12 protein-coding genes, 1 tRNA gene and 2 pseudogenes are annotated in these 22768 nt (G+C 72.0%); 8 read left to right on the top strand and 7 right to left on the bottom strand.

Going from position 1 to position 22768, the window contains the following annotated elements; translation table 11 throughout:
* Window positions 1-406: pseudogene (locus ASG40_RS07810) on the bottom strand (MBL fold metallo-hydrolase); the annotation flags it as partial.
* 128 nt (window positions 407-534) lie between these two features.
* Here ASG40_RS07810 and ASG40_RS20395 point away from each other — a divergent pair.
* Window positions 535-795, top strand: coding sequence for a helix-turn-helix domain-containing protein (locus ASG40_RS20395; protein ID WP_082494695.1), 261 nt, complete (start codon window positions 535-537; stop codon window positions 793-795).
* A gap of 178 nt (window positions 796-973) precedes the next feature.
* Here ASG40_RS20395 and ASG40_RS07805 read toward each other — a convergent pair.
* The 3 genes from ASG40_RS07805 to ASG40_RS07795 form a co-directional block, all read right to left on the bottom strand.
* A tRNA-Ser gene (locus ASG40_RS07805) sits at window positions 974-1063 on the bottom strand.
* An 84-nt stretch (window positions 1064-1147) separates the two neighbouring features.
* Window positions 1148-3364 carry a glucans biosynthesis glucosyltransferase MdoH gene (gene mdoH / locus ASG40_RS07800; RefSeq protein WP_082523962.1) on the bottom strand — a complete coding sequence of 739 codons (2217 nt, stop codon included), beginning with the start codon at window positions 3362-3364 and terminating at the stop codon, window positions 1148-1150.
* Complete coding sequence (locus tag ASG40_RS07795; RefSeq protein WP_055883216.1) at window positions 3340-4923, bottom strand: glucan biosynthesis protein; 1584 nt, start codon at window positions 4921-4923, stop codon at window positions 3340-3342. Before ASG40_RS07795 ends, mdoH begins: the two co-directional genes overlap by 25 nt.
* Before the next feature lie 355 nt (window positions 4924-5278).
* On the opposite strand from ASG40_RS07795, the gene glmU reads away from it, so the two are divergent.
* The gene (glmU, locus tag ASG40_RS07790; RefSeq protein ID WP_055883215.1) at window positions 5279-6670 is read left to right on the top strand and encodes a bifunctional UDP-N-acetylglucosamine diphosphorylase/glucosamine-1-phosphate N-acetyltransferase GlmU; all 1392 of its coding nucleotides are present in this window, start codon (window positions 5279-5281) and stop codon (window positions 6668-6670) included.
* Window positions 6671-6815: 145 nt separating this feature from the next.
* Window positions 6816-8642, top strand: coding sequence for a glutamine--fructose-6-phosphate transaminase (isomerizing) (gene glmS, locus ASG40_RS07785; protein WP_055883213.1), 1827 nt, complete (start codon window positions 6816-6818; stop codon window positions 8640-8642).
* A 4-nt stretch (window positions 8643-8646) separates the two neighbouring features.
* Here the strand turns inward: glmS and ASG40_RS07780 are convergent, their stop codons facing one another.
* Window positions 8647-11949: an ATP-binding protein gene (locus tag ASG40_RS07780; protein WP_082523961.1), complete on the bottom strand. Its 3303-nt coding sequence runs from the start codon at window positions 11947-11949 to the stop codon at window positions 8647-8649.
* 336 nt (window positions 11950-12285) lie between these two features.
* On the opposite strand from ASG40_RS07780, the gene ASG40_RS07775 reads away from it, so the two are divergent.
* Window positions 12286-13065 carry a DUF502 domain-containing protein gene (locus ASG40_RS07775; RefSeq protein ID WP_055883209.1) on the top strand — a complete coding sequence of 260 codons (780 nt, stop codon included), beginning with the start codon at window positions 12286-12288 and terminating at the stop codon, window positions 13063-13065.
* A gap of 27 nt (window positions 13066-13092) precedes the next feature.
* On the opposite strand, the gene ASG40_RS07770 is transcribed toward ASG40_RS07775, so the two are convergent.
* Both ASG40_RS07770 and recG read right to left on the bottom strand, forming a co-directional pair.
* Window positions 13093-13425 carry a hypothetical protein gene (locus tag ASG40_RS07770; RefSeq protein WP_055883207.1) on the bottom strand — a complete coding sequence of 111 codons (333 nt, stop codon included), beginning with the start codon at window positions 13423-13425 and terminating at the stop codon, window positions 13093-13095.
* A 336-nt stretch (window positions 13426-13761) separates the two neighbouring features.
* Window positions 13762-15948 (bottom strand): ATP-dependent DNA helicase RecG, encoded by a 2187-nt coding sequence (gene recG, locus ASG40_RS07765; protein WP_082523960.1) that lies wholly within the window; start codon window positions 15946-15948, stop codon window positions 13762-13764.
* A gap of 261 nt (window positions 15949-16209) precedes the next feature.
* Between recG and ASG40_RS07760 the strand changes: the two genes are divergently transcribed.
* The 4 genes and pseudogenes from ASG40_RS07760 (at window position 16210) to ASG40_RS07745 (ending at window position 22621) form a co-directional block, all read left to right on the top strand.
* Window positions 16210-16506 carry an FAD assembly factor SdhE gene (locus tag ASG40_RS07760; protein ID WP_055883227.1) on the top strand — a complete coding sequence of 99 codons (297 nt, stop codon included), beginning with the start codon at window positions 16210-16212 and terminating at the stop codon, window positions 16504-16506.
* Window positions 16507-16738: 232 nt separating this feature from the next.
* Window positions 16739-20317 (top strand): annotated as a pseudogene (gene mfd, locus ASG40_RS07755) (transcription-repair coupling factor); the annotation flags it as partial.
* Between the two features lie 236 nt (window positions 20318-20553).
* On the top strand, window positions 20554-22227 hold the full coding sequence (gene xseA / locus ASG40_RS07750; protein WP_055883205.1) for an exodeoxyribonuclease VII large subunit: 1674 nt from the start codon (window positions 20554-20556) through the stop codon (window positions 22225-22227).
* Window positions 22228-22393: 166 nt separating this feature from the next.
* Window positions 22394-22621, top strand: coding sequence for a DUF4170 domain-containing protein (locus ASG40_RS07745; protein WP_055883203.1), 228 nt, complete (start codon window positions 22394-22396; stop codon window positions 22619-22621).
* The last annotated feature ends 147 nt before the right edge of the window (window positions 22622-22768 follow it).

Raw genomic sequence — 22768 nt, 5'->3', positions numbered from 1 at the left:
AGGCATCGTAGGCCGAGTGGTCGACGAGGATGGGGGTAACCGTGAACGGTATGAAGGTGAGCGGCTGGCGGTCTGTAAACGTGATGGTGTTGGTGGGCACGTGGCAATCGGGGACGAAGGCGAATGCCGCCTGCAGAATACGAAGGGTGGCAGCGCCGAGCGCCACCGGCAGGTCCGGCCCGGCGAGGTGACTGAGGCCGATGTGGTCGCGGTGGCCGTGGCTGAGTACGAGAGCGAGCAGATCTGCGCCGCCGGTTAGACCATCGATCACCGGGTGGCGGCTCGTGTCCTCAGGGTCCCCGTCCAGTGGTAGGCCGAAGTCCAGTAGAAGGCGGGAACCTTCGTGCTCCAGCTCGACGCAACTGCCGCCGATCTCGTGCGCGCCGCGATGGATGCGCACCCGCATCGAAATGAAGTCCCCATACACCGCACTGATGGCGTGACGGGGATAACCGTCTCAAGTCAGCGTCTCACGGCAATTGTGTCGAACATATTCGATGGTTTCAGCCTGGGCAAGCTGGTCGCGTCCGAACCATGGACGGACGAGCCCGCGTGGCGTGGCATCTGCGACGATTGCGGGTTGAACGGGGGCTTTCTCAGGAAGCGCTTGCCGTCGATGCTGGCGTGGACCGCGGCTACGTGAGTGGGATTGAGCGGCGCAGCTTCAATCCCACGATCGACGTATTAGATCGCCTTGCTGTTGCCCTACGGGTCGACGTGGCCGAGTTTCTGGTGCGTCCAGCCGAAGGTGATCAGCCTCCGCTGCCCCTCAGACCGGGACGCCGTCGAGATTGATTGCCGGGAAAAGCCTGAGCTTTAGCGACTTGCGGAGGATGCGAGACGAGATGCAGGGTTCGACCGTGGAAGCCCGTCGATGTCCGCTTATGTTCGTGATCGTTATTGGGGCCACCATTGGGGCCATGTAAGAGACGGTCAAATTTTATTAACTAAATCAAGAACTTACAGGTACATTTGGCGGAAGGGGTGGGATTCGAACCCACGGTGGAGTTGCCCCCACGGCGGTTTTCAAGACCGCTGCCTTAAACCACTCGGCCACCCTTCCGGAGCGCAGGCCGCCCGGACATCGCGTCTCTACGCCCAAACCGCCGGGACGGAAATCGGTATTTCCCGGCGGCGGGACGAGCGCTCAGGACAGGCTCTTCAGGCGATCGAGGAGCGGGCGGTCGTGGAGGACCGCCAGGCGCTCCTTCGGCGACAGCCAGGCCGTCGCCTCGTCCAGGGTCCGGGCCTCGGCGAGCTTGGCCGCCGCCAACGCCCGGTCCGGATCGATGGCGCCGCGGGCACGCGGGCTGGCCGGGGGCAGCATCAGGGCATGGGCGGCCGCCAGCTGCGCGTCGGCGTGGATGGCGGCGAGCGCGGGGGCGTCGTCGAGGCCCATGGCGGCGTTGCGCCGGGCGAGGCTGCCGGCGGCGGTGGCCACGGCGGGGGGATCGCGCTCCTCCGGGGTCATCAGGAGCCCGAGGCGCTTGAGGCCGAGCCCCCAGGCGAGTTGCCCGCTCGCCCAGGAGATCGGGATGGCCAGCACCAGGCCGAGGATCGTCGGCGACATCCACAGGAACAGCGAGGTGGCAATGGCGAAGGCCGCGACCCCCGTCACCAGGCCCAACGCCATGTGCCAGCGGTGGCGGCGCACGATGTCCGAGAACGGGATCGAGCCGTCGTCGCGCCGCTGCGGGTTCCAGCCGGTGTCGCGGCCCGCCAGGATCTGGAAGACCGAACCCGACTGGATCAGCATCGCGATGGGCGCGATGAGCGCCGACAGCAGGGTCTCGATCAGGCTCGAGAGCACCAGCCGGAGCGCGCCGCCGCTGGCCCGGCGCACCGGCCCGTCGAACAGGGCGAGGAGGAGGCCGAGGAGCTTGGGCGCCAGCAGGATGCCCATGGTCAGGCCGAAGAGCTGGAGCGCGCGCACCGGGTCGAACCGCGGCCAGTTCGGGAACAGGCCGGAATCGCCGGAGAAATAATCGGGCTGGATAGTGGCCGTCTGCAGCACCAGCGCGATGCCGACCACGAGCTGGGCGAGCCAGAGCGGGGAGGCGACGTAGCCGGCGATGCCGGTGGCGAAATGCTGGCGCGAGGCCGCCCGCAGGCCGGCGGCGCCGATGATGCCCGAGTGCTGGAGGTTGCCCTGCGCCCAGCGCCGGTCTCGCACAGCCACGTCGATGAGAGAAGGCGGGCTCTCCTCGTAGGAGCCCGGCAGGGTCGGCAGCATCGTCACGCTCCAGCCGGCGCGCCGGATCAGCGCCGCCTCGACGAAGTCGTGGGACAGGACGTGGCCGCCGAACGGCGGCTTGCCGGGCAGGTCGGGCAGGCCGCAGGCCTGCGCGAAGGCGCGGGTGCGGATGATGGCGTTGTGGCCCCAGTAGTTGCCGTCCGACCCAGACCAGGCCGAGAGGCCGGTGGCGATCACCGGCCCGTAGATCCGGGCGGCGAACTGCTGCACGCGGGCGAACAGGGTGTTGCGGTTGATGATGAGCGGCAGCGACTGGACGATGCCGGCGTCCGGGTCCGCCTCCATGGCGGAGGCGAGCGCCACGATGCAGGGGCCGCTCATCAGGCTGTCGGCATCGAGCACCAGCATGTGGTCGTAGGAGGCGCCCCAGCGGCTCACGAAGTCGCCGATGTTGCCGGCCTTGCGATGATGGTTCTTGGCCCGGTGGCGGTAGTACAGGCGCGCCTCGGGTCCGAGGCGCTCGCGCAGAGCCAGGAAAGCGCGCTCCTCGGCGATCCAGGCGTCGCCCTGGGTCGAATCCGACAGCACGAACCAGTCGAAGGCGGCGCCGTGGCCGGTGGCCTCGACCTCGGCCCGCATCGCCTCGATGCCCGCGAAGGTGCGGGCGGTGGCCTCGTTGTAGACCGGCATCACCACCGCGGTGCGTGTGGCGAGCGCCCCGGCCAGGGGTTTGTGGCGCGGTGCGCGCAACAGCACGACGAACCCGAGGATCGCGCCCGTGAAGGCCAGCGCGATCCAGGAGAAGTTGAGGGTGAAGAGGACGAGCAGCACGTACTGCAGCGCCGTGGTGCCGCCTGAGACCGAGACCACTTCGTACATCTGCAGGGCGCCGTAGGCGGTCAGCAGTGCCGCGCCTCCAAACACGAAGGCGCGCGCCAGCCAGGGGCGGCGTTCGGGCCGGGCCGGGCGATGGCCGGAGCGCGGGTCCCAGGCGCCGAGGTCCTGCACCGGCATCACCAGCGGTGCTTCCGGCGGCATCGCGTGATGGGCCTCCGGCGGGACGGCGGATGTCGCCTCGGTCGGCCTGGCCGGACCCGCCTCCGGGGGCGGGGCGGGATGCCGGTCGGCGTCGGAATGCGGGGGGGTCAGGGTGTCCAACGGTACAGCCATGTTTCGGTCACGGGCCTGTCGTCGCGCCGCAGGAGGAGCCGCAATTCGCAGGCCTTCGCACCGGCCGGATCGAGCTCGAACGCCACCCGCACCGTCCGCCGCTCGGGATAGCGGTAGAGCGTGCGCGTCACGATCGTGCCGGGGGAAGCCGTGAGCTCGGTCTGGAGTTCCGCGCCGCCGGTGAAGTCGTCGCCGCTGAAATCCACCGCGAACCGGCGCCGGCCCTCGGCCGAGCCGCGGCCGCTGCGGGTGGCGGTGACGGGGGCCAGCCGCAGCCGCTCGGGCGCGTCCCATCCCCAGGTCAGGCGGTAGGCCAGGGCCCGCTCGGCCCCGGCCGCCAGCCCTTCCTTGGGGCGCCAATAGGCCAGCACGTTCTCGTTGGCGTCGGAATCGCTCGGGATCTCCAGCAGGCTGACCGCGCCCGCCCCCCAGGGCTCGCGCGGCTCGGCCCAGAGCGAGGGGCGGCGCTCCCAGCCGTTGATGTCGTCCTGGTAGGTGGCGTAGTCGCGCGAGCGCTGCATCAGGCCGAAGCCCTTCGGGCTCTCGTCGAGGAAGGACGAGATCTGCAGGGTCTCTGGGTTGCGCAGCGGCCGCCAGATCGCCTCGTTGGCGCCGGTGCGGATGCGCAGGCCCTCCGAGCCGTGGACGGCGGCGCGGATGTCCTCGGCGCCGCGCCGCTCGCTCGCCCCGAACAGGTAGCGCGTCGTCATGCTGGCCAGCCCGAGGTGGTCGAGGGCGGCGCGGGCGAACAGGGTGCCCGAGACCTCGGCGGTGGAGGCCGGGCCGGGCCGGCAGTCGATCCGCAGGGCGGCGGTGGCCGATTCGGATTCGACGAGGGCGTGGATCACGATCGCGTGAGGAGCGGCCGGACGCTCGATCCAGAGGGCGCGGAACTGCGGGAACTCCTCGCCGCGCGGATCGGCCGGGCGCAGGGTCAAGGCGCGGGCGGTGGCGCCGAAGCGTTGGCCCGAGGCGACGAGGCGGAAGAAGGAGGCCCCTTGGAACAGGGCGAAATCGGCCAGATCCCCGCCGCCGAACCGAGACCGGATGCGGATGCCGGAATAGCCCGGGTCGTCCTTGAAGGCGGGCAGCGCCGGCCCGCCCTCGGCAAAGCGCGCCGGATCGTAGGGCACCGGCCGCTGGACGCCGTCCGCGACGAGGGTGAGCGTCACGCGGTCGCCGTAGACCGACCCGCGGTGCAGCGGTTCGACGGTGAAGCCGAGGTCGTCGCCGGCAAAGATCGCGCTGCCGGGGACCGTGCGGATGGCGGCGTACTGGTCGCGACTCAGGCCGGACAGGGACTCGGGCAGGTCTGCCGCCGGGCGCTGGTAGGGCTTGGCGGCGAGCGCCCGGGCGAGATCGGTAACGAGGCCGGGCGAGAACGGCGTGCCGGCGGCGGGCAGGGCGGAGGCGGCCTCCTGCGCCGCGGCCGCGGCCGGCGCCAGGGCGAGGGCGGCCATCGCCACGCCCCCCTGGCGCAGAACGTCCCTGCGGGTCGAGCCGGAGTCCGGGGGGAGCGAGGGGGATCGGAAGGGGGTGGACCGGGTCGGCAGGGTCATGCGGCCTTCATGTCGGTTCGTTCGAAGCGGCGAACACGGGGGTCGTTCGCACGGGCGGTCGATGGCCTCCCTACCATGCCGGGGCCTGAACGGGGCGTTAAGGATTCGTGCCGGCGGGCCCGGAAGGCCAAGCGACTTTCGGGCCATCGGCGGAGGCGCCGGTTCGCCCGTGCGGCGTCGGTTTGCCCGCGTCAAAGTTGGCTTGGCCGCGTCAAAGTTGGCTTGGCCGCACGAACCTGATTAGACCGCCTGATTGGACCGTCGGCGCGATTCCACGGGGGCCGCCCGGCCGGTCGTCGACCCTGTCGTCCGGGCAGGCGTGCACCGGCGCGACGAACCGCGAGGCGAAGGCAGGATGACCACACGACACGGATCGGCCGGACGGACTCTCACGGCGATCGTCCTGGCCGCCGGCAAGGGCACGCGGATGCGGTCGGCGCTGCCCAAGGTCCTGCATGCCGTCGCCGGCCGGACCATGCTCGGGCACGTCCTCACCGCCGCCCGGGAGGCGGGTGCCGGCCGGATCGCGGTGGTGGCCGAGCCGGGTCAGGCGGCGGTGGAGGCCGAGGTCGCCGCCCTCGCTCCCGGAGCGCGGGTCCATCCCCAGGCCGAGCGCCTGGGCACCGCGCACGCGGTGCTGGCCGCCCGCGACACCCTGGCCGAGGATGCCGACGACGTCGTGGTCGCCTTCGGCGACACCCCGCTCGTCACCGCCGCGACCCTGACGCGCCTGCGCGCGCCGCTGGCCGAGGGTGCGGCCATCGCCGTCCTCGCCTTCGACACCGACAGGCCAACGGGTTACGGCCGTGTCCTCACGCAGGATGGCAGCGTCATCGCGATCCGCGAGGACAAGGACGCCACGGACGAGGAGCGCCGCGTCGGCCTGTGCAACGCCGGGCTGATGGCCCTGTCCGGGCGCCACGCGCTGGCCATCCTGGACCGGATCGGCAACGCCAACGCCGCGGGCGAATACTATCTCACCGACGCCGTCGCCCTGGCGGTGGCCGAGGGCCTGTCCGTCGCCGTGGTGCGAGTGGAGGAGGCGGAGGCGCAGGGGGTCAACGACCGCGTCCAGCTCGCCGTGGCGGAGGCCGAGATCCAGTCGCGCCTGCGCCGCGCCGCCCAGATCGGCGGGGCGACGCTGGTGGCGCCGGAGACGGTTTTCCTGAGCGTCGACACGGTGTTGGGCCAGGATGTTCTGGTGGAGCCTCATGTGGTGTTCGGGCCGCGCGTCACGGTGGGGGACGGCTGCGTCATCCATGCCTTCTCGCACCTCGAAGGGGCGAGCCTGGAACCGGGCGTGACCATCGGGCCCTACGCCCGGCTGCGCCCCGGCGCGGTGCTGGAGACGGGCTCGCGAGTCGGCAACTTCGTGGAACTGAAGAACACCCGCCTCGGGGCCGGCGCCAAGGCCAACCACCTGACCTACCTCGGCGATTCGACGGTGGGGGCGGGCGCCAACGTCGGCGCGGGCACCATCACCTGCAACTACGACGGGGTGAACAAGCACCGCACATCCATCGGGGCGGGGGCCTTCGTCGGCTCCAACAGCGCCCTGGTCGCCCCGGTCGCGGTGGGGGCGGGGGCCATCGTCGGGGCCGGGTCGGTGGTGACCGCGGACGTGCCCGCCGACGGGCTCGCGGTGGCCCGCGCCCGCCAGGTCAACCGCCCGGAGGGGGCCAGGCTCTGGCGCGCGACCAAGGGGCTGGTGCGCAAACCGGAAACCAAGACGCACGAAAAGCCCTGACGGCGGGAAGACCTGTAGGCCTTTCCTCACAGGCCCGTTCAACAATCGGCCGATCGGTACACCGCACGATCGATGTGCTGGCCACGCATCGACCGGTTCCGATACAAGCACGACCACGAACGGTTTTGACGAGAGACAACGGATCATGTGCGGAATCGTCGGTATCGTCGGTCGGGACGCGGTGGCGGACCAGTTGGTCGAGGCCCTGCGGCGGCTCGAATACCGGGGGTACGATTCCGCCGGGGTCGCGACCCTGGAGCACGGCCGGCTCGAACGGCGCCGGGCGCAGGGGAAGCTCGCCAACCTGCAGGCGCGGCTCGCGGAATCGCCGCTCGCCGGCGCCATCGGCATCGGCCACACCCGCTGGGCCACCCACGGCCGCCCCAACGAGACCAACGCCCATCCGCATGCCACGGCGCGGCTGGCGGTGGTCCATAACGGCATCATCGAGAACTTCCGCGAGCTGAAGGGGATGCTGCAGGACCGCGGCGTCCGCTTCGAGAGCGAGACCGACACCGAGGTGGTGGCCCAGCTCGTGAGCCACGAGATGGACAAGGGCCTGGCACCCGTGGAGGCGGTGGCCGCGGCGCTGCCGCAGCTGCGCGGCGCCTTCGCGCTCGGCTTCATCTTCGCGGGCTTCGAGGACCTCCTCATCGGCGCCCGCCACGGCGCGCCGCTCGCCATCGGCTACGGGGCGGGCGAGACCTACCTCGGCTCCGACGCCCTGGCGCTGGCGCCGTTCACGGAGGAGATCACCTACCTGGAGGAGGGCGACTGGGCCGTCCTCTCGCGCAGCGGCGCCGAGATCCACGATGCGTCGGGCGCTCCCGTCGCCCGGCCCCGCCAGCGCATTGTCGCCCAGGCGTTCCGGGTCGAGAAGGGCAACCACCGCCACTTCATGGCCAAGGAGATCCACGAGCAGCCCGAGGTGGTGGGCCGCACGCTGGCCCATTACGTCGACCTCGCCAACGGCCGGGTCGCCCTGCCCGAGGCGCTGCCGTTCGATTTCAAGGATCTTTCGCGCCTGTCGATCACCGCGTGTGGCACGGCCTATTACGCGGGGCTGGTCGCGAAATACTGGTTCGAGAGCCTGGCGCGGCTGCCGGTGGAGATCGACGTCGCCTCGGAGGCCCGCTACCGCGAGCCGCCGCTGGACAAGGACGGGCTCACCCTCGTCATCTCGCAGTCGGGCGAGACCGCCGACACGCTGGCCTCCCTGCGCTACGCCAAGGCGCAAGGTCAGCACACGCTGGCCGTGGTGAACGTGCCGACCTCCACCATCGCCCGCGAGGCCAGCGCCGTGGTGCCGACGCTGGCGGGCCCCGAGATCGGGGTGGCCTCGACCAAGGCGTTCTCCTGCCAGCTCACCGTGCTCCTGTGCCTCGCCATCGCGGCCGGCCGCGCGCGCGGCACCCTCAGCCCCGAGCGTGAGCGAAGCCTCGTGGACGCGCTGATCACGGTGCCCGGCCTGATGGCGGAGGCGGTCAAGCTGGAGGTCGAGATCGAGCCGCTCGCCCGCGAGGTCGCCAAGGCCCGCGACGTGCTCTACCTCGGGCGCGGCACCAGCTATCCGATGGCGCTGGAGGGCGCGCTGAAGCTCAAGGAAATCAGCTACATCCACGCGGAAGGGTATGCGGCGGGCGAGCTCAAGCACGGCCCGATCGCGCTGATCGACGAGAGCGTGCCGGTGATCGTCATCGCCCCCCACGACGCGGTGTTCGAGAAGACCGTCTCGAACATGCAGGAGGTCGCCGCACGCGGCGGGCGCATCATCCTCATCGGCGACGCCAAGGGCGCCTCAGAGGCCGGCCTGGAGACCATGGCGACCGTGACGATGCCCGACCTCGACCCCGTGGTCGCGCCGATCGTCTACGCGGTGCCGATCCAGCTCATCGCCTATCACACGGCCGTCTTCATGGGGAAGGACGTGGACCAGCCGCGCAATCTGGCGAAATCGGTGACCGTAGAATAGGCGATCACGCCGCCCGGCGGGCCGTGATCACCGGCAGGGCCCGGCGTACCCAGGCGATCTCCTCGCGCACGCGGTCGAGCTGGAGGCGGCTTCGCGCCTCGTCGCGGTCGGGCCCGGTGCAGACCTGCTCCATCGTCCGGCAGGCGTCCGAGAGGCGCCCGAAGCCGAGCAGCCCCGCGCTCGAGACGAGGGCATGGGCATCTCCGCCGACCGCCGGCCAGTCGGCGGCGTCCCGCACCGGGGCGGCAAAGCGCCGGTCGAGCTCGGACGCGAACCGGGCGAGCATCTGGCCGAGGCTCGCCGGGCCGAGCAGGTCGTGCAGCTCGTCGAGGATGGCCGGGTCATGGCCGGGGGCGGGCGCTTCGTCACGGTCGTCCTGCGTCGGCACGCCGGCGTCCGGTCCGCGCACGCTCGGGCCGGCCCAATGCGCCACCGCCGCCCGGAGCCGCGCGGGCGCGAACGGCTTGCCGATGTGATCGTCCATCCCCGCCTCGCGGCAGCGGGCGACGTCGTCGGTCATGACGTTGGCGGTCATGGCCAGGATCGGCAGGCGCGCGAAGGCGCCGCCGAGGCCGCGGATGCGCCGCGTCGCCTCGAGGCCGTCCATCACCGGCATCTGCACGTCCATCAGCACGAGGTCGTAGGCCACGCGGGTCACCGCCTCCACCGCCGCCGCTCCGTCGAGGACCACGTCGACGCGGTGGCCCCAGCCGCTCAGCAGCGTCACGGCGAGTTCCCGGTTCATGTCCACGTCCTCGGCCAGGAGGATGTGGGCGCACCGGCCGACGGCGGGGCCGGCCCGGGCGTCGGCATCGGCCGCCCCCTCGACGGCGGGGGTGGCGGCCACCGGCAGGGCGATGGCGAAGGAGAAGCGCGAGCCCTCGCCCTCGGCGCTGTCGAGGTCGATCGTGCCGCCCATCATCTCCACGAGGCTGCGGCAGATCGAGAGGCCGAGGCCGGTGCCCCCGTACCGCCGGGCGGTGGAGCCGTCGACCTGGCTGAACCGCTGGAACAGGCGGTGGCGCTTCTCCTGCGGGATGCCGATGCCGGTGTCGGTCACGGTGAAGCGGATCCGGGCGCGCTCGGCGCCCTCCTCGGTGGCGACGTGCAGGTGCACGCGGCCGGCCGCCGTGAACTTCACAGCGTTGGAGAGCAGGTTCAGCAGGACCTGGCGCAGGCGGGCATCGTCGCCCACGAGGCGTTCGGGCACGCCCGCCTCGACCTGCGCGGTCAGCGCCAGGCCCTTGGCGTCGGCCTCGTTGCGCAGGAGGGCGACGGCGCCCTCGACGAGGTCGTGCGGCGAGAACGGCTGCGGGTCGAGCGCGAGGCTGCCCGCCTCCAGCTTCGAGACGTCGAGGACGTCGTTGACGATGGACAGGAGCGTGGTGCTGGCGTCCTGGACGAGGCGGGCGTAGCGGCGCAGCATCGGCGTGCGCAGATCGGGGCTGTCGAGCATCAGGCCCGAGAAGCCGATGATGCTGTTGAGGGGCGTGCGCAGCTCGTGGCTCATGCTGGCGAGGAACTCGCCCTTGGCGGCGGCGGCGGCCTCGGCGGCCTCCTTGGCGGCGCGCAGCTCCTCCTGCCGTTCGTGACGCTCCGAGACGTCGCGCACGGCCACCATCATGCTGGCCGGAGCGCCGGTGGCGGGGTCGCGGATCAGCCGGTACTTCGACTCGACCCAGGTGAACGACCCGTCCTTGCGCCGGAACCGGTGGGTGCTCACCCCCTGGTCGATCCGGCCCTCGCGCAGGGCGGTCAGGATCTCGCCCAGCCGCGCGGCGTCCTCGGGATGCACCATCGCCTCCGGATGGGCGCCGACGAGCTCCTCCGGCCCGTAGCCGAGGAGGTCGACGCTGGCGGGCGAGACGTAGTGGCGGACCCCGTCGATGCCGGAGAGCACGATCATGTCGGTGGCCGTCTGGGCCAGCAGACGGTAGCGCGCCTCGCTCTCCTTGAACGCCCGGTCGCTGCGGCGGCGCGGGGTGATGTCGGTATAGGTGCGCACCGCGCCGCCCTCGGGCAGGGCGACGGTGCGGACTTCGAGCACGGTGCCGTCGCGGCACTCGCGCTCGAACACGGCTGCGCAGCGCGCCACGTCGCCCTCGTCGGGAAAGCGCCGCGCCTGGGGGCCGGCGGGATCCGCCTCGCCGTGCCGCAGATGCCCCTCGAGGTCGCGGCCGAGCACCGGGGCGCGCGCCATCATGGCGTCCGTGATGCCGAGGAGGTCGCGCGCGCGCCGGTTGCAGACCTGGACGACGCCGCGGGCGTCGGTCTCGATCAGGCCCTGCTCCATGGTGTCGAGGGTGTTGCGCAGGGTGGCGCTGGTGATGCGGGCGCTGCGCTCGGCCTGCCGCGTCTGGGCATCGGAGCGCTGGCGGCGGCCGATCTCGCTGGCGAGCGACAGCAGGGACAGGACGAGGACGAGGGTCGTGCCGCCGGCGATGGGCGCCTGGGTCCAGACGCTCCTGCGCCATTCGGCCAGGGCCGTGTCGCGCGACTGGGTGGCGCTGACGTAGAGCGGGTAGGAGGGCACGAAGCCGAGCGCCAGGACGCGCTCGATGCCGTCGGTGGACCCCGCCGACCAGAACGGCCTGGTCTGGCGCGCCAGGACGTAGCGCTTGTAGTTCTCGGTAGCCGCGTAGTTCTTGCCGACCGCGCTCGGCAGGTCGGGCGAGCGCACCAGAAGGGTGCCGTCGGCCCGCCACAGGGAGAGGGTGGAGCCGGCGCCGAGGTCGAGGGCGTCGTAGACCTCCTGGAACGCGGCCGGATTGAGGGAGGCGACGACCATGCCCGCGAAGGATCCGTCCGCGCGGGTGATGCGGCGGATCAGGGGCAGGGTCGGCAACTTGCTGACCCGCCCGGTCACCGGCCGGCCGACGACGAGGCCGGTCTGGCCGTCACCGTGCAGGGCCTCGACGTAGTCCCGGTCCCCGAATTCCGTGGACCGGGCCGGGAACGCTCCCGCCTCGTGGATCAGGCGGCCCGACGCATCGAGGATCATGACGTTGTTGAGGTGGCGCGACTGCGCGAGGCGGTCGCGCAGGGCCTTGTGGATCACCTCGGGCGAAAGGCCGTCCATGTCCGGCCCGATCACGGAGATCACCGCCTGGAGGTAGGTGTCCACCGTCTCCAGGGTGCGGGCCGCGTGCTGTTCGAGGGCGCGGGTGGTGTTGGCGGTGCTGGTCTCGGCGATATGCAGGGCCTGCCCGTACTGCTGATGCAGATGGTTCGCCACCACCGCGGGAATGCCGATGCCGACGACGACGGCGGCGGCCTTGAACCCGGCGCTCAATGTGGGCCGTCTCATCGCCGTCCGTCGCTTTCCATCACCGCGCGCGATCCGCCCGGCGCGGCCGGGCCGGCGCCATACGATCACACAGACATCAAGACATCCCTACACCCGCAAAGCCCTTCGATCGGCAAGGCGTTTCGCCCGACGCCGCCCGCGAAAGCGCGTGGCCGATGCGCGCGGGACACGGGCCGAAAGCGGGCCGGGTGATCCGCCCTCCGCTTGAGGTCGCGAGCCCGACTCGCTAACCCTTGCGGGTAGGGACCGCGTATGGGTCCCCGTTCCATCGATCCCCCGTGTTTTCGGTCCGCCGGATTCCCGGTTCCAGAGTCACGGCCCCAGCGAGACGTCCCCTTGCGCGAAACGGTCCTGCCGACACCGGAACCGCCCGACCTCCCCGGCACCCGCCCGCGCCTGAGCAAGCGCGGGCGCCTGCGGACCTATTTCCTCACCGGCATCATCGTGGCCGGGCCGCTGGCCATCACCATCTACCTCACGTGGTACTTCATCAGCCTGATCGACAGCTGGGTGAAGCCGCTGGTGCCGCCGAGCTACCTGCCGGACCATTACCTGCCGTTCTCGATTCCCGGCCTCGGCCTCCTCATCGCCTTCTTCGCGGTGACGCTGCTGGGCTTCCTCACCGCCAACCTCGTCGGGCGCAGCGTCGTCGAGTTCGGGGAGGTGCTGCTGGCGCGCACTCCGGTGATCTCGGGGCTGTACAAGGGGTTGCGGCAGATCTTCGAGACGCTGTTTTCCGCCAACGGCACCTCGTTCCGCACGGTGGGGCTCGTCGAATTCCCGGTGAAGGGCACCTGGTCGGTGGTGTTCGTGTCGGCCCCGGCCGGCCCCGACGTGCAGACCGCCCTCGATCCGGCGGGCGACCATGTCGGCGTGTTCCTGCCCTGCGCGCCCAACCCGACCACGGGGTTCTTCTTCTACCTGCCGCGCGCCGACATCATCGAGGTGGAGATCAGCGTCGACGACGCGGCCAAGCTCGTCATGTCGGCGGGCGTGATCCAGCCCGAGGACCCCCAGGCCAGGCTCCATGCCATGGCGGCGAGCCTGCGCACGGCACAGACCGAGGCGGCGCCGTCGTCCGCCGGGCGCAACGCCCCCGCCAGCCAGGATGCCTGAGCCGGCGCCGGGCCGCGCACCGCCGGTTCAGTTGTGGACCGTCAGCGCCGCCTTCTCGACGGGAAGCGTCGGCGGCGTGGCATCGGCGATCCGCTCGCTCGAGCGGGGGACCGAGCGGGTGCCGGCCCAGTCCGTGGCGATCTGCACACCGAGCATCAGGACCAGCGCGGCGACGAGGGCGTTGGCCGCCATCTGGAAGGGGCGGGCCGCCCGGCGCACGGACAGCATCACCGCCTCCGCCGCGGGTTCGACGGGCGCCGGACCGTCGGAGATCGGGAGCAGCCACGGCTCGCTCGGAAGGCCGTTGACGCCCCCCATCTCGTGGGCACCCGGCAGGTTCTGGAACAGTCCGCTCGACATATCCATCCTCCTGAAACATCTGTGGCGGCGCAGCCTGGACGGCCGTTCGTTCATGTTCAGTTAATCAGAGATTATGGCTACTTCAAGCTCACGATGCCCGCATCGGGCCCGCGCACGCCCCGCGAGTACCTGGCCGGCACGTGAGACGCCCCCTACAACATGTTGTCTTGGAACGAGAAACCGCTTCGTCGGGGCGCCGCTGCGGGGTCGTGGTGGCGGTCGTGCCGGGGCCTACGGCGATCGGCCCGCGGCGACCCGCGCCGTTCGGCTTCGCGTCGTCCCCGCTCGTTTCCTGAACGGAACGCCGCCCCTTCGCCTCGGGATCCCGCCCCGAGATCACCCCGCCCCGAGCAGGCGAATCGCGGCGTCCCGCTCGAACAGGTAGAGCAACACCCTGAGGGCACGGCCGCGCTCGCTCTTCAGGCCCGGATCGCGGGCGACCACGAGCTGGGCGTCGTCGCGGGCGGCCTGGAGCAGGTCGCCGTCGCTTTCCAGATTCGCGAGCCGGAAGGCGGCCAGCCCCGACTGGCGGGTGCCGAGCACCTCGCCCTCGCCGCGCAGGCGCAGGTCCTCCTCGGCGATGCGAAAGCCGTCCTCGGTCTCGCGCATGGTCTCGAGCCGGGCGCGGGCGACCTGGCCGAGAGGGCCGCGATAGAGCAGCAGGCAGGTCGAGGCCCCGGCGCCGCGCCCGACCCGCCCGCGCAGCTGGTGGAGCTGGGCGAGGCCGAAGCGCTCGGCATGCTCGATCACCATGATGGTGGCTTCCGGCACGTCGACGCCGACCTCCACCACGGTGGTCGCCACCAGGATCCGGGTCTCGCCGCGGGAGAACCGCTCCATCGCCGCGTCCTTGTCCGGCCCCGGCATCCGGCCGTGGATGAGGCCGACGGCGGCGCCGAACTCCTGGGCGAGGTCGGCGAAGCGGTCCTCGGCGGCGGCGAGATCGACGTATTCGGATTCGGCCACCAGCGGGCAGATCCAGTAGACCCGGTCGCCCGCGGCAACGGCCCTGCCTAGGGCGGCCACGACCTCGTCGAGGCGGTCGGTGGAGACGAGGCGGGTGACGATCGGCTGGCGCCCGGCCGGCTTCTCGTCCAGCACCGAGACGTCCATGTCGCCGAAACAGGTCAGGGCCAGGGTCCGGGGAATCGGGGTCGCGGTCATCACGAGGATGTCCACGGCCTGGCCCTTGGCGCCCAGCGCCAGGCGCTGGTGCACGCCGAAGCGGTGCTGCTCGTCCACCACCGCCAGGCCGAGGTCGTGGAAGGCGACGCCGTCCTGGAACAGCGCGTGGGTGCCGACCAGAATGTCGATGCGCCCCTCCGCGAGGTCGAGGAGCGTCGCCCGGCGCTCGGCGGCCCTGTCGCGGCCGGTGAGCAGACGCAGGCGCAACGGGCCGGCCATGGCGGTGAGCCGGGCGAGGTGCTGACGCGCCAGGATCTCGGTGGGCGCCATCAGGGCGGCCTGGCGCCCGGCCTCGACGGCGCTGGCCATGGCCAGCAGCGCCACGGCGGTCTTGCCCGAGCCGACGTCGCCCTGGAGCAGGCGCAGCATGCGCCGGTCGGAGGCGAGGTCGGCGCGGATCTCGGCGAGCGCCCGGCCTTGCGCGCCCGTGAGCGAGAAGGGCAGGGCGGCCGCGATCCTGTCCGACAGGTGGCCGTCGCCGGCGTTGGCGCGGCCCGGCGCCCGGCGGCTGCGGGCGCGGGTGAGGGCCAGCGCCAGTTGCGAGGCCAGGAGTTCGTCGTAGGCGAGCCGCCGCCGGGCCGGGCCGGCGGCCACGGTGCCGTCGGCGGCCGGCGGGGCGGGCGCGCCCTCCGGCCTGTGCTCGGCCTTGAGGGCGTCGGCGAAGGCGGGTAGCCCGTTCTTGGCGAGCCAGGCCGGGTCCTGCCATTCGGGCAAGCTCGGCAGCCGGTCGAGGGCGGCGTGCGCCAGCTTCGAGATCGCCCGCGAGGTCAGCCCCTCGGTGGCGCCGTAGACCGGCTCGACCGCTGGGAGGGCCGCGAGCCCCGCCTCGTCGACGACGCGCGAGGGATGCACCATCTGGCGGTGGCCGTCATAGAGGTCGATGCGCCCGGTGATGTAGCGGTGGGCGCCCAGCGGCAGCATCTTCTCGACGCGGGCCGCGGGCATGCCGAAGAACACCAAGGTCACGTCGCCGGTGGCATCCTCCACCAGCACCCGGTAGGGGCGCTTGCCCGGCCCCGGCTGGGGCGCCCGGTAGCCGGTGACCGTGACGCCCAGCGTCACCGGCTCGCCCGGCGGCGCCTCGCTGATCGAGCCCAGGAGCTTTCGCACCACCCCGCCCTGGGGCAGGTGGAACAGGAGGTCGACGATCCGGGCCGGGCGCTCGGGGGTGCCCAGCAGCCGCTCGATCATCGGTGCCATCTTCGGCCCGACGCCGGGAAGGCCGCGGGCGGGGGCGAACAGCGGATCGAGGATGCTCGGGCGCAGGGGCGCAGGGCCGCCCGCTTCCGGCGCGGCGCTGGCCCCGGTGGGGCTGGGGGTCGGGTCCGGGCGGGTCATCGGCGAGACATGGCGGTGGCCTCACCCTCGTACCCACAAGCGCCCTTCGGTTCCAGCACCCGCGCTCGGGCGGCGCAGGCTGCGGCGAGGACACGCGCACCGGCTGCGGCAACCGGCCCTACGTCGCGCCGAAGACGTGAAGATTATGCCCTCCCGCACACGAGAAGGGCCGGCGCGGTCGGCCCGGGTGCTGCCCTTTCCGGCGCCGCTCCCCATATCCGCCCTTCGACCCGTCCGATTCCCCACCATGGGATGCCCACGATGTCCGGCACCACCCGCACCAGCGCCGACCTCGATCCGCGCCGCCGCCGCACCCTGTTCCGGGCCTGGCACCGGGGCATCCGCGAGATGGACCTGATCATGGGCCGCTTCGCCGACGCCGAGATCGGGTCCTTCAGCGAGGAGGAGCTGGCGCAGTTCGAGGCACTGATCGAGGTGCCCGACCGCGACCTGTTCCGCTGGCTCACCGGCGAGGACCCGACCCCGGAGAACTACGACACCCCGCTGTACCGCCGCCTCCGGGCGTTCCATAAGCACGACGCGCCGATCCACGGCTGACGATGGCGGTGGATCCATGGATCTGCCATCGCTCGACGTCCCACGCGCTGTCTCCTCCCTGAGGCGCCGCTGCCAAGCGGAGGGCTCCGGGAATCGTCGGGTGGGCTGGAGGCCGCCTTCGAGGCCCGCTACAGCGGGCACCTCAGGATGAGGTGGCGGGTTGGATGGAGCAGGAGTCCAGCCCCGCCCGGCCTTCCGTCGATCTCTCGCACGAGTTCAAAACCCCGACCCGATGGCCAAACCCCAGCCCAAAGCCCCCGTCCCCGCCGCTCCCAAGCCGCAGACCGCCCGCTTCGCCCTGCCGAAATCGGGGGCGCTCGCCCGCGCCATCGAGGCGCTCAAGGCCGGAAAGAGCCCGACGCTGGTCAACGTGCCCGACGGGTTCGACGCCGTGGTGGTGGCCGACCTCGCCCGCGCCCTGGCGGCGCGCGCGGAGGGACCGGCGGTGCTGGTGCACGTGGCCCGCGATTCCGGCCGCTCGGCCGCCTTCCGCAGCGCCCTGTCGTTCGTCGCCCCCGAGATCGAGGCGATGAGCGTGCCGGCCTGGGACTGCCAGCCCTACGACCGCGTCTCGCCCAACCCCGCCGTCGCTGCCGAGCGCATGACCGCGCTCTCGCGCATCACCCGCTCGCGGTCGTCGGAGGAGCGCCCGCGCATCCTCTGCACCACGGTGAACGCCCTCGTGCAGCGCGTCCCGCCCCGTGAGAAGATCGCGGTGGAGACGTTCTCGGCGGCGATCGGCAACGTCATCCCGATGGACACCGTCACCGCCTGGGTCGAGGCCAACGGCTTTCTGCGCACGGGGACGGTGCGGGACACGGGCGAATACGCGGTGCGCGGCGGCATCCTCGACCTGTCGCCGCCGGGCCTGCCCAACCCGATCCGCCTCGACTTCTTCGGCGACACGCTGGAATCGATCAGGGCCTTCGACCCCGAGACCCAGCGCACGGTCGGGTCCTTGCGGTCCCTCGACCTCGTGCCGATGAGCGAGGTCCAGCTCACCACCGAGACGATCCGGCGCTTCCGCCAGGGCTACGTGGCGCAGTTCGGTGCCGCGACCCGCGACGACCGCCTCTACGAGACCCTGAGCGAAGGCCGGCGCTACGCCGGGCTCGAACATTGGATGCCGCTGTTCCACGACCGGCTCGACACCCTGTTCGACTACCTCGCCGGCGTGCCGCTGGTGTTCGACCCGCAGGTGGAGGAGGCCGCCGCCGAGCGCCTCGCGCTGATCGGGGATTACTACGAGGCCCGCGCCGAGGCGATGAAGACGCCCTCCACGGGGGTGGCGCCCTACAAGCCCCTGAAGCCCGACGCGCTCTATCTCGGGGCGGCGGAATGGGACAAGCGCGTGGCCGCGGCCAGCGTCGTGCGCCTCACCGGCTTCTCGATGCCCGAGACCCCGGACGACGGCACCATCGACTGCGAGGCCCGCACCGGCCGCAGCTTCGCCACCGAGCGCGCCGACGATTCCGCCAGCGTCTTCGACGCGGCGGTGGCCCACATGAAGGACCTGCAGGGTTCGGGACATCACGTCATCCTCGGGGCGTGGTCCGAGGGCTCGCGCGACCGGCTCTGCGGCGTGCTCGCCGACCACGGCCTCAAGAAGCCGGTCCAGATCAACACGCTGGGCGCCGTCAACGCGTTGAAGCGCGGCGCGGACGTGGCGGTGGCGGTGTGGGGCCTCGAGTCCGGCTTCGTCATCGACCGGCTGGCGGTGATCTCCGAGGGCGACATCCTCGGCGACCGGCTGGTGCGCCAGAAGCGCAAGGCCAAGCGCCCGCAGGACATCATCCTCGAGGTCCAGGCGCTCCAGCCCGGCGACCTCGTGGTCCATGCCGACCACGGCATCGGCCGGTTCGTCGGGCTGAAGACCATCACCGCCGCGGGTGCGCCGCACGACTGCCTCGAACTCCAGTACGCCGGCGGCCTGCTGCTCCTGCCGGTGGAGAACATCGAGCTCCTGACCCGCTACGGCTCCGAGGACGCCGAGGTCGCCCTGGACCGGCTCGGCGGCGGTGCCTGGCAGGCCCGCAAGGCGCGGATGAAGAAGCGCATCCTCGAGATGGCCGGCCAGCTCATCAAGGTCGCCGCCGAGCGCTTCGTGCGCCAGGCCCCCCGCCTCGTGGCGCCGGACGGCCTCTACGGCGAATTCGCCGCGCGCTTCCCCTTCGACGAGACCGAGGACCAGGCCACCGCCATCGACGCGGTCCTGTCCGACCTCAACGAGGGCCGGCCGATGGACCGCCTCGTGTGCGGCGACGTCGGCTTCGGCAAGACCGAGGTGGCCCTGCGCGCCGCCTTCGCCTGCGCCATCTCCGGCAAGCAGGTGGCGGTGGTGGTGCCCACCACCCTGCTGGCGCGCCAGCACTTCCGGACCTTCGCCGAGCGCTTCAAGGGCCTGCCCGTGGAGGTGGCGCAGATGTCGCGCTTCGTCTCGAACACCGAGATGAAGCGGGTCCGCGACGGGCTCGCTGGCGGCACCGTCGACATCGTCGTCGGCACCCATGCGCTGCTGGCCAAGGCCGTCGGCTTCAAGGACCTCGGCCTCATCATCGTCGACGAGGAGCAGCACTTCGGCGTCGCCCACAAGGAGCGCCTCAAGAATCTCCAGGCCGACGTCCACGTGCTCACCCTCTCGGCGACCCCGATCCCGCGCACCCTGCAACTGGCCATGACCGGGGTGCGCGAGCTCTCGATCATCGCGACCCCGCCGGTGGACCGCCTCGCCGTGCGCACCTTCGTGATGCCGTTCGATCCGCTCCTGATCCGCGAGGCCCTGCTGCGCGAGCGTTTTCGCGGGGGGCAGTCGTTCTACGTGGTGCCCAGGATCGAGGATCTGGCCGAGGTCAAGAGCTTCCTCGACCGGGAGATGCCCGAGACCAAGGTGGCGGTGGCCCACGGGCAGATGGCGGCGGGTCAGCTGGAGGACGTCATGACGGCCTTCTACGAGGGCCAGTTCGACGTGCTGCTCTCCACCACCATCGTGGAATCGGGCCTCGACATCCCCACCGCCAACACGCTGATCGTCCACCGGGCCGACATGTTCGGGCTGGCCCAGCTCTACCAGCTGCGCGGCCGGGTCGGGCGCGCCAAGGCGCGGGCCTACGCGCTGTTCACGACGCCGGCCAACCGCACCCTCACGGTGCAGGCCGAAAAGCGCCTCAAGGTGCTCCAGACCCTCGACACCCTGGGCGCCGGCTTCCAGCTCGCCAGCCACGACCTCGACATCCGCGGGGCCGGCAACCTGCTCGGCGACGCCCAGTCCGGCCACATCAAGGAGGTCGGCTACGAGCTCTACCAGCAGATGCTGGAGGACGCCGTCACCGCCCTCAAGGCCGGGATCGAGGAGCCGGTGGAGGAGGCGTGGTCGCCCACCATCGCGCTCGGCGCCCCCGTCACCATCCCCGAACACTACGTCGAGGACCTCACCGTGCGGCTCGGCCTCTACCGCCGGCTCTCGACCCTCGAGAACGACGGCGAGATGGAGAGTTTCGGAGCCGAGCTGATCGACCGGTTCGGGCCGCTGCCGCCGGAGGTCGAGCAGCTCCTGCGCATCGTCACCATCAAGATCCTGTGCCGCGACACCAACATCGAGAAGGTCGAGGCCGGGCCGAAAGGCATCGTCATCCACTTCCGCGACAAGTCGTTCGCCAACCCGCAGGGGCTGGTGGCCTACGTGGCGGGCCAGGCCTCCTTCGCGAAGGTCCGCCCCGACATGAGCATCGTCTTCATCCGCGAGCTCACCACGATCCCCGAGCGCCTGAGCGTGACGACCACGGTCCTGCGGGAACTGGCCAAGATCGCCAAGTCCAAGACCGGAACGACCAAGGCCGGAACGACCAAAAGCACGCCGGCGAAGGCGGCGGCCCCTGCGGCGAGAAAGGCGGGATGAGGGCCTATCGCATGCCCGTGCGGCCGTGCCGCGGGGCGGGACGCCCTCAGGGCTGGGCCGGCGTCTTGAAACGCACCCGTCATGCCGGTTCCCGGCCGTGTTCCGGCGGACCGCGCTTTACGCGATGGGGCTTCCGGCCTTAGCGTCCCGCCATGTCACCGGTCCCGTCTCCCGCCGCCCTGCAGGCCACCGCCGTCGGGAATGCTCCCGAATGGTCGGTGAGCGACCTCGCCGGGGCGCTCAAGCGCACCCTGGAGGATGCCTTCGGGCATGTCCGCCTGCGCGGCGAAATCTCCGGCTATCGCGGCCAGCACGGCTCGGGCCACGCCTATTTCTCGCTCAAGGACGGCTCGGCCCGCATCGACGCCGTGGTCTGGAAGGGCACCTTCAACCGCCTCCGGCAGAAGCCCAAGGAAGGGTTGGAGGTGATCGCCACCGGGCGGATCACGACGTTCGCCGGCAAGTCCTCCTACCAGATCGTCGTCGAGGCCCTGGAGCCGGCCGGCATCGGCGCCTGGATGGCGCTGCTCGAGGAGCGCAAGCGCATCCTGGCCGCCGAGGGGCTGTTCGCGCCCGAGCGCAAGCGGGCGATCCCCTACCTGCCCCGGGTCGTGGGCGTCGTGACCTCGCCCACCGGTGCGGTCATCCGCGACATCCTGCACCGGCTCGCCGACCGCTTCCCCCGTCCGGTGCTGGTCTGGCCGGTACGGGTGCAGGGGGAGGGGGCGGCCGACGAGATCGCCGCCGCCATCCGCGGCTTCAACGCGCTTAGTCCCGATGGGCCGATCCCGCGGCCCGACGTGCTGATCGTCGCCCGCGGCGGCGGCTCGATCGAGGACCTCTGGGCCTTCAACGAGGAGGCGGTGGTGCGCGCCGTCGCGGACGGCACCATCCCGCTGATCTCGGCGGTGGGGCACGAGACCGACACCACCCTGATCGACTTCGTGTCCGACCGGCGCGCGCCGACCCCCACGGGGGCCGCCGAGATGGCGGTGCCGGTGCGTGCCGACCTCCTGGCCGAAATCCGCGACCTCGGCGCCCGCCAGCGCGAGGGCATCGAACGCCGGCTGGTGCGCGAGGCCCGCGACCTGCGTGCCCTCGTACGCGCCCTGCCCGCGGCCGATGCGGTGCTGGCGGGCAAGCGCCAGCGCCTCGACCTCGCCGAGGCCCGGCTGGTGCCGGCGCTGGCCGGCAACGCCCGCGTCCACCGCGCGCGCTTCGCCCGCCTCGCCGAGCGGATCGGCCGCCATCCCCCCGCACTGGCGCTGGCCATGGCGCGCGGGCGCCTGCGGCTGGTGGCGGACAAGCCGCGCGAGGCCCTGCACTTCGGTACCCTGCGCAAGCGCGAGGCGCTGACCCACCTGAGCCGGCGCCTGTCGCTGGCGCAGGCGGCCACCCTCGGGCGGGCCAGGACCGCGGCCGCCCGCGACGGCGAGCGCCTCGGCGCCCTGGCCCTGCGCCTCGCGACCGCCGCCGCCCGCCTCGGCGAGCGCCGGCGCGACCGCCTGGCGGCCCTGGGCGGGCTGCTGGGCTCCCTCAGCTACCGGGCGGTGCTGGCGAGGGGCTTCGCCCTGGTGCGCGACGCCGCCGGCGGAGCCGTGCGCGGGACCGCGACCCTCGGGCCGGGCGAGCGGCTCACCCTGGAATTCGCCGACGGCCGGATCGGCGTCGTCACCGACGCCGACGGCCACGCCCCCCCCGGCGAGGACGCGCCGCAGAAGCCCGCGCCCGCCCGGCGCAGGCGCGCGGCCCAGAAGCGCGGTGTCGCGGACACCACGGTCGAGGCGTCGGCCGCCGCCCCGCAGGGGTCGCTGTTCGACGTGTGAAGCCGAATCTGGCGCACGGCGTGCTTGCCGACGAGCGTTAGCCATGGCGTCGGGACGAGCCCGGCGGCCCGAGCATGGGACGCATCCCGGCCGGACCGCTCGCGCAGGGTCCCGCAGCCGTGCTTAAAGGGCGCGCGGCGAACCCCGGCCCGACGAGGAGAGGCATGTGACAACCACGATCGACAGCGGCCAGAAACTGCACCTCGTGTTCGGCGGTGAACTCGAGAGCCTCGACGGCGTCGACTTCAAGGACGTGCCCGGCCTCGACATCGTCGGCATCTTCCCCGATTTCGCCTCGGCCCAGGCCGCCTGGAAGTCGAAGGCGCAGGCGACCGTGGACAGCGCCCAGACGCGCTACTTCGTCGTGCATCTGCACAGTCTTCTCGCGCCCTGATTGCCGGGACGGGGCAGGGCGCGTCGCCGACGGTGCCCGGGGCCTGGGATGACGGCGGACCGCTCGCATGAAGGCATTGTGACGCCCCCCCGCCGCTGTTAAGAGCGCGGGCATCGACGAGGCCGGTCCCCGCGCGCCGTGCGGGCC

Origin of the sequence: Methylobacterium sp. Leaf399 (assembly GCF_001424525.1) — a bacterium.
Taxonomy (GTDB): Bacteria; Pseudomonadota; Alphaproteobacteria; order Rhizobiales; family Beijerinckiaceae; genus Methylobacterium.
This window is presented reverse-complemented; position numbering and strand designations above follow the sequence as displayed.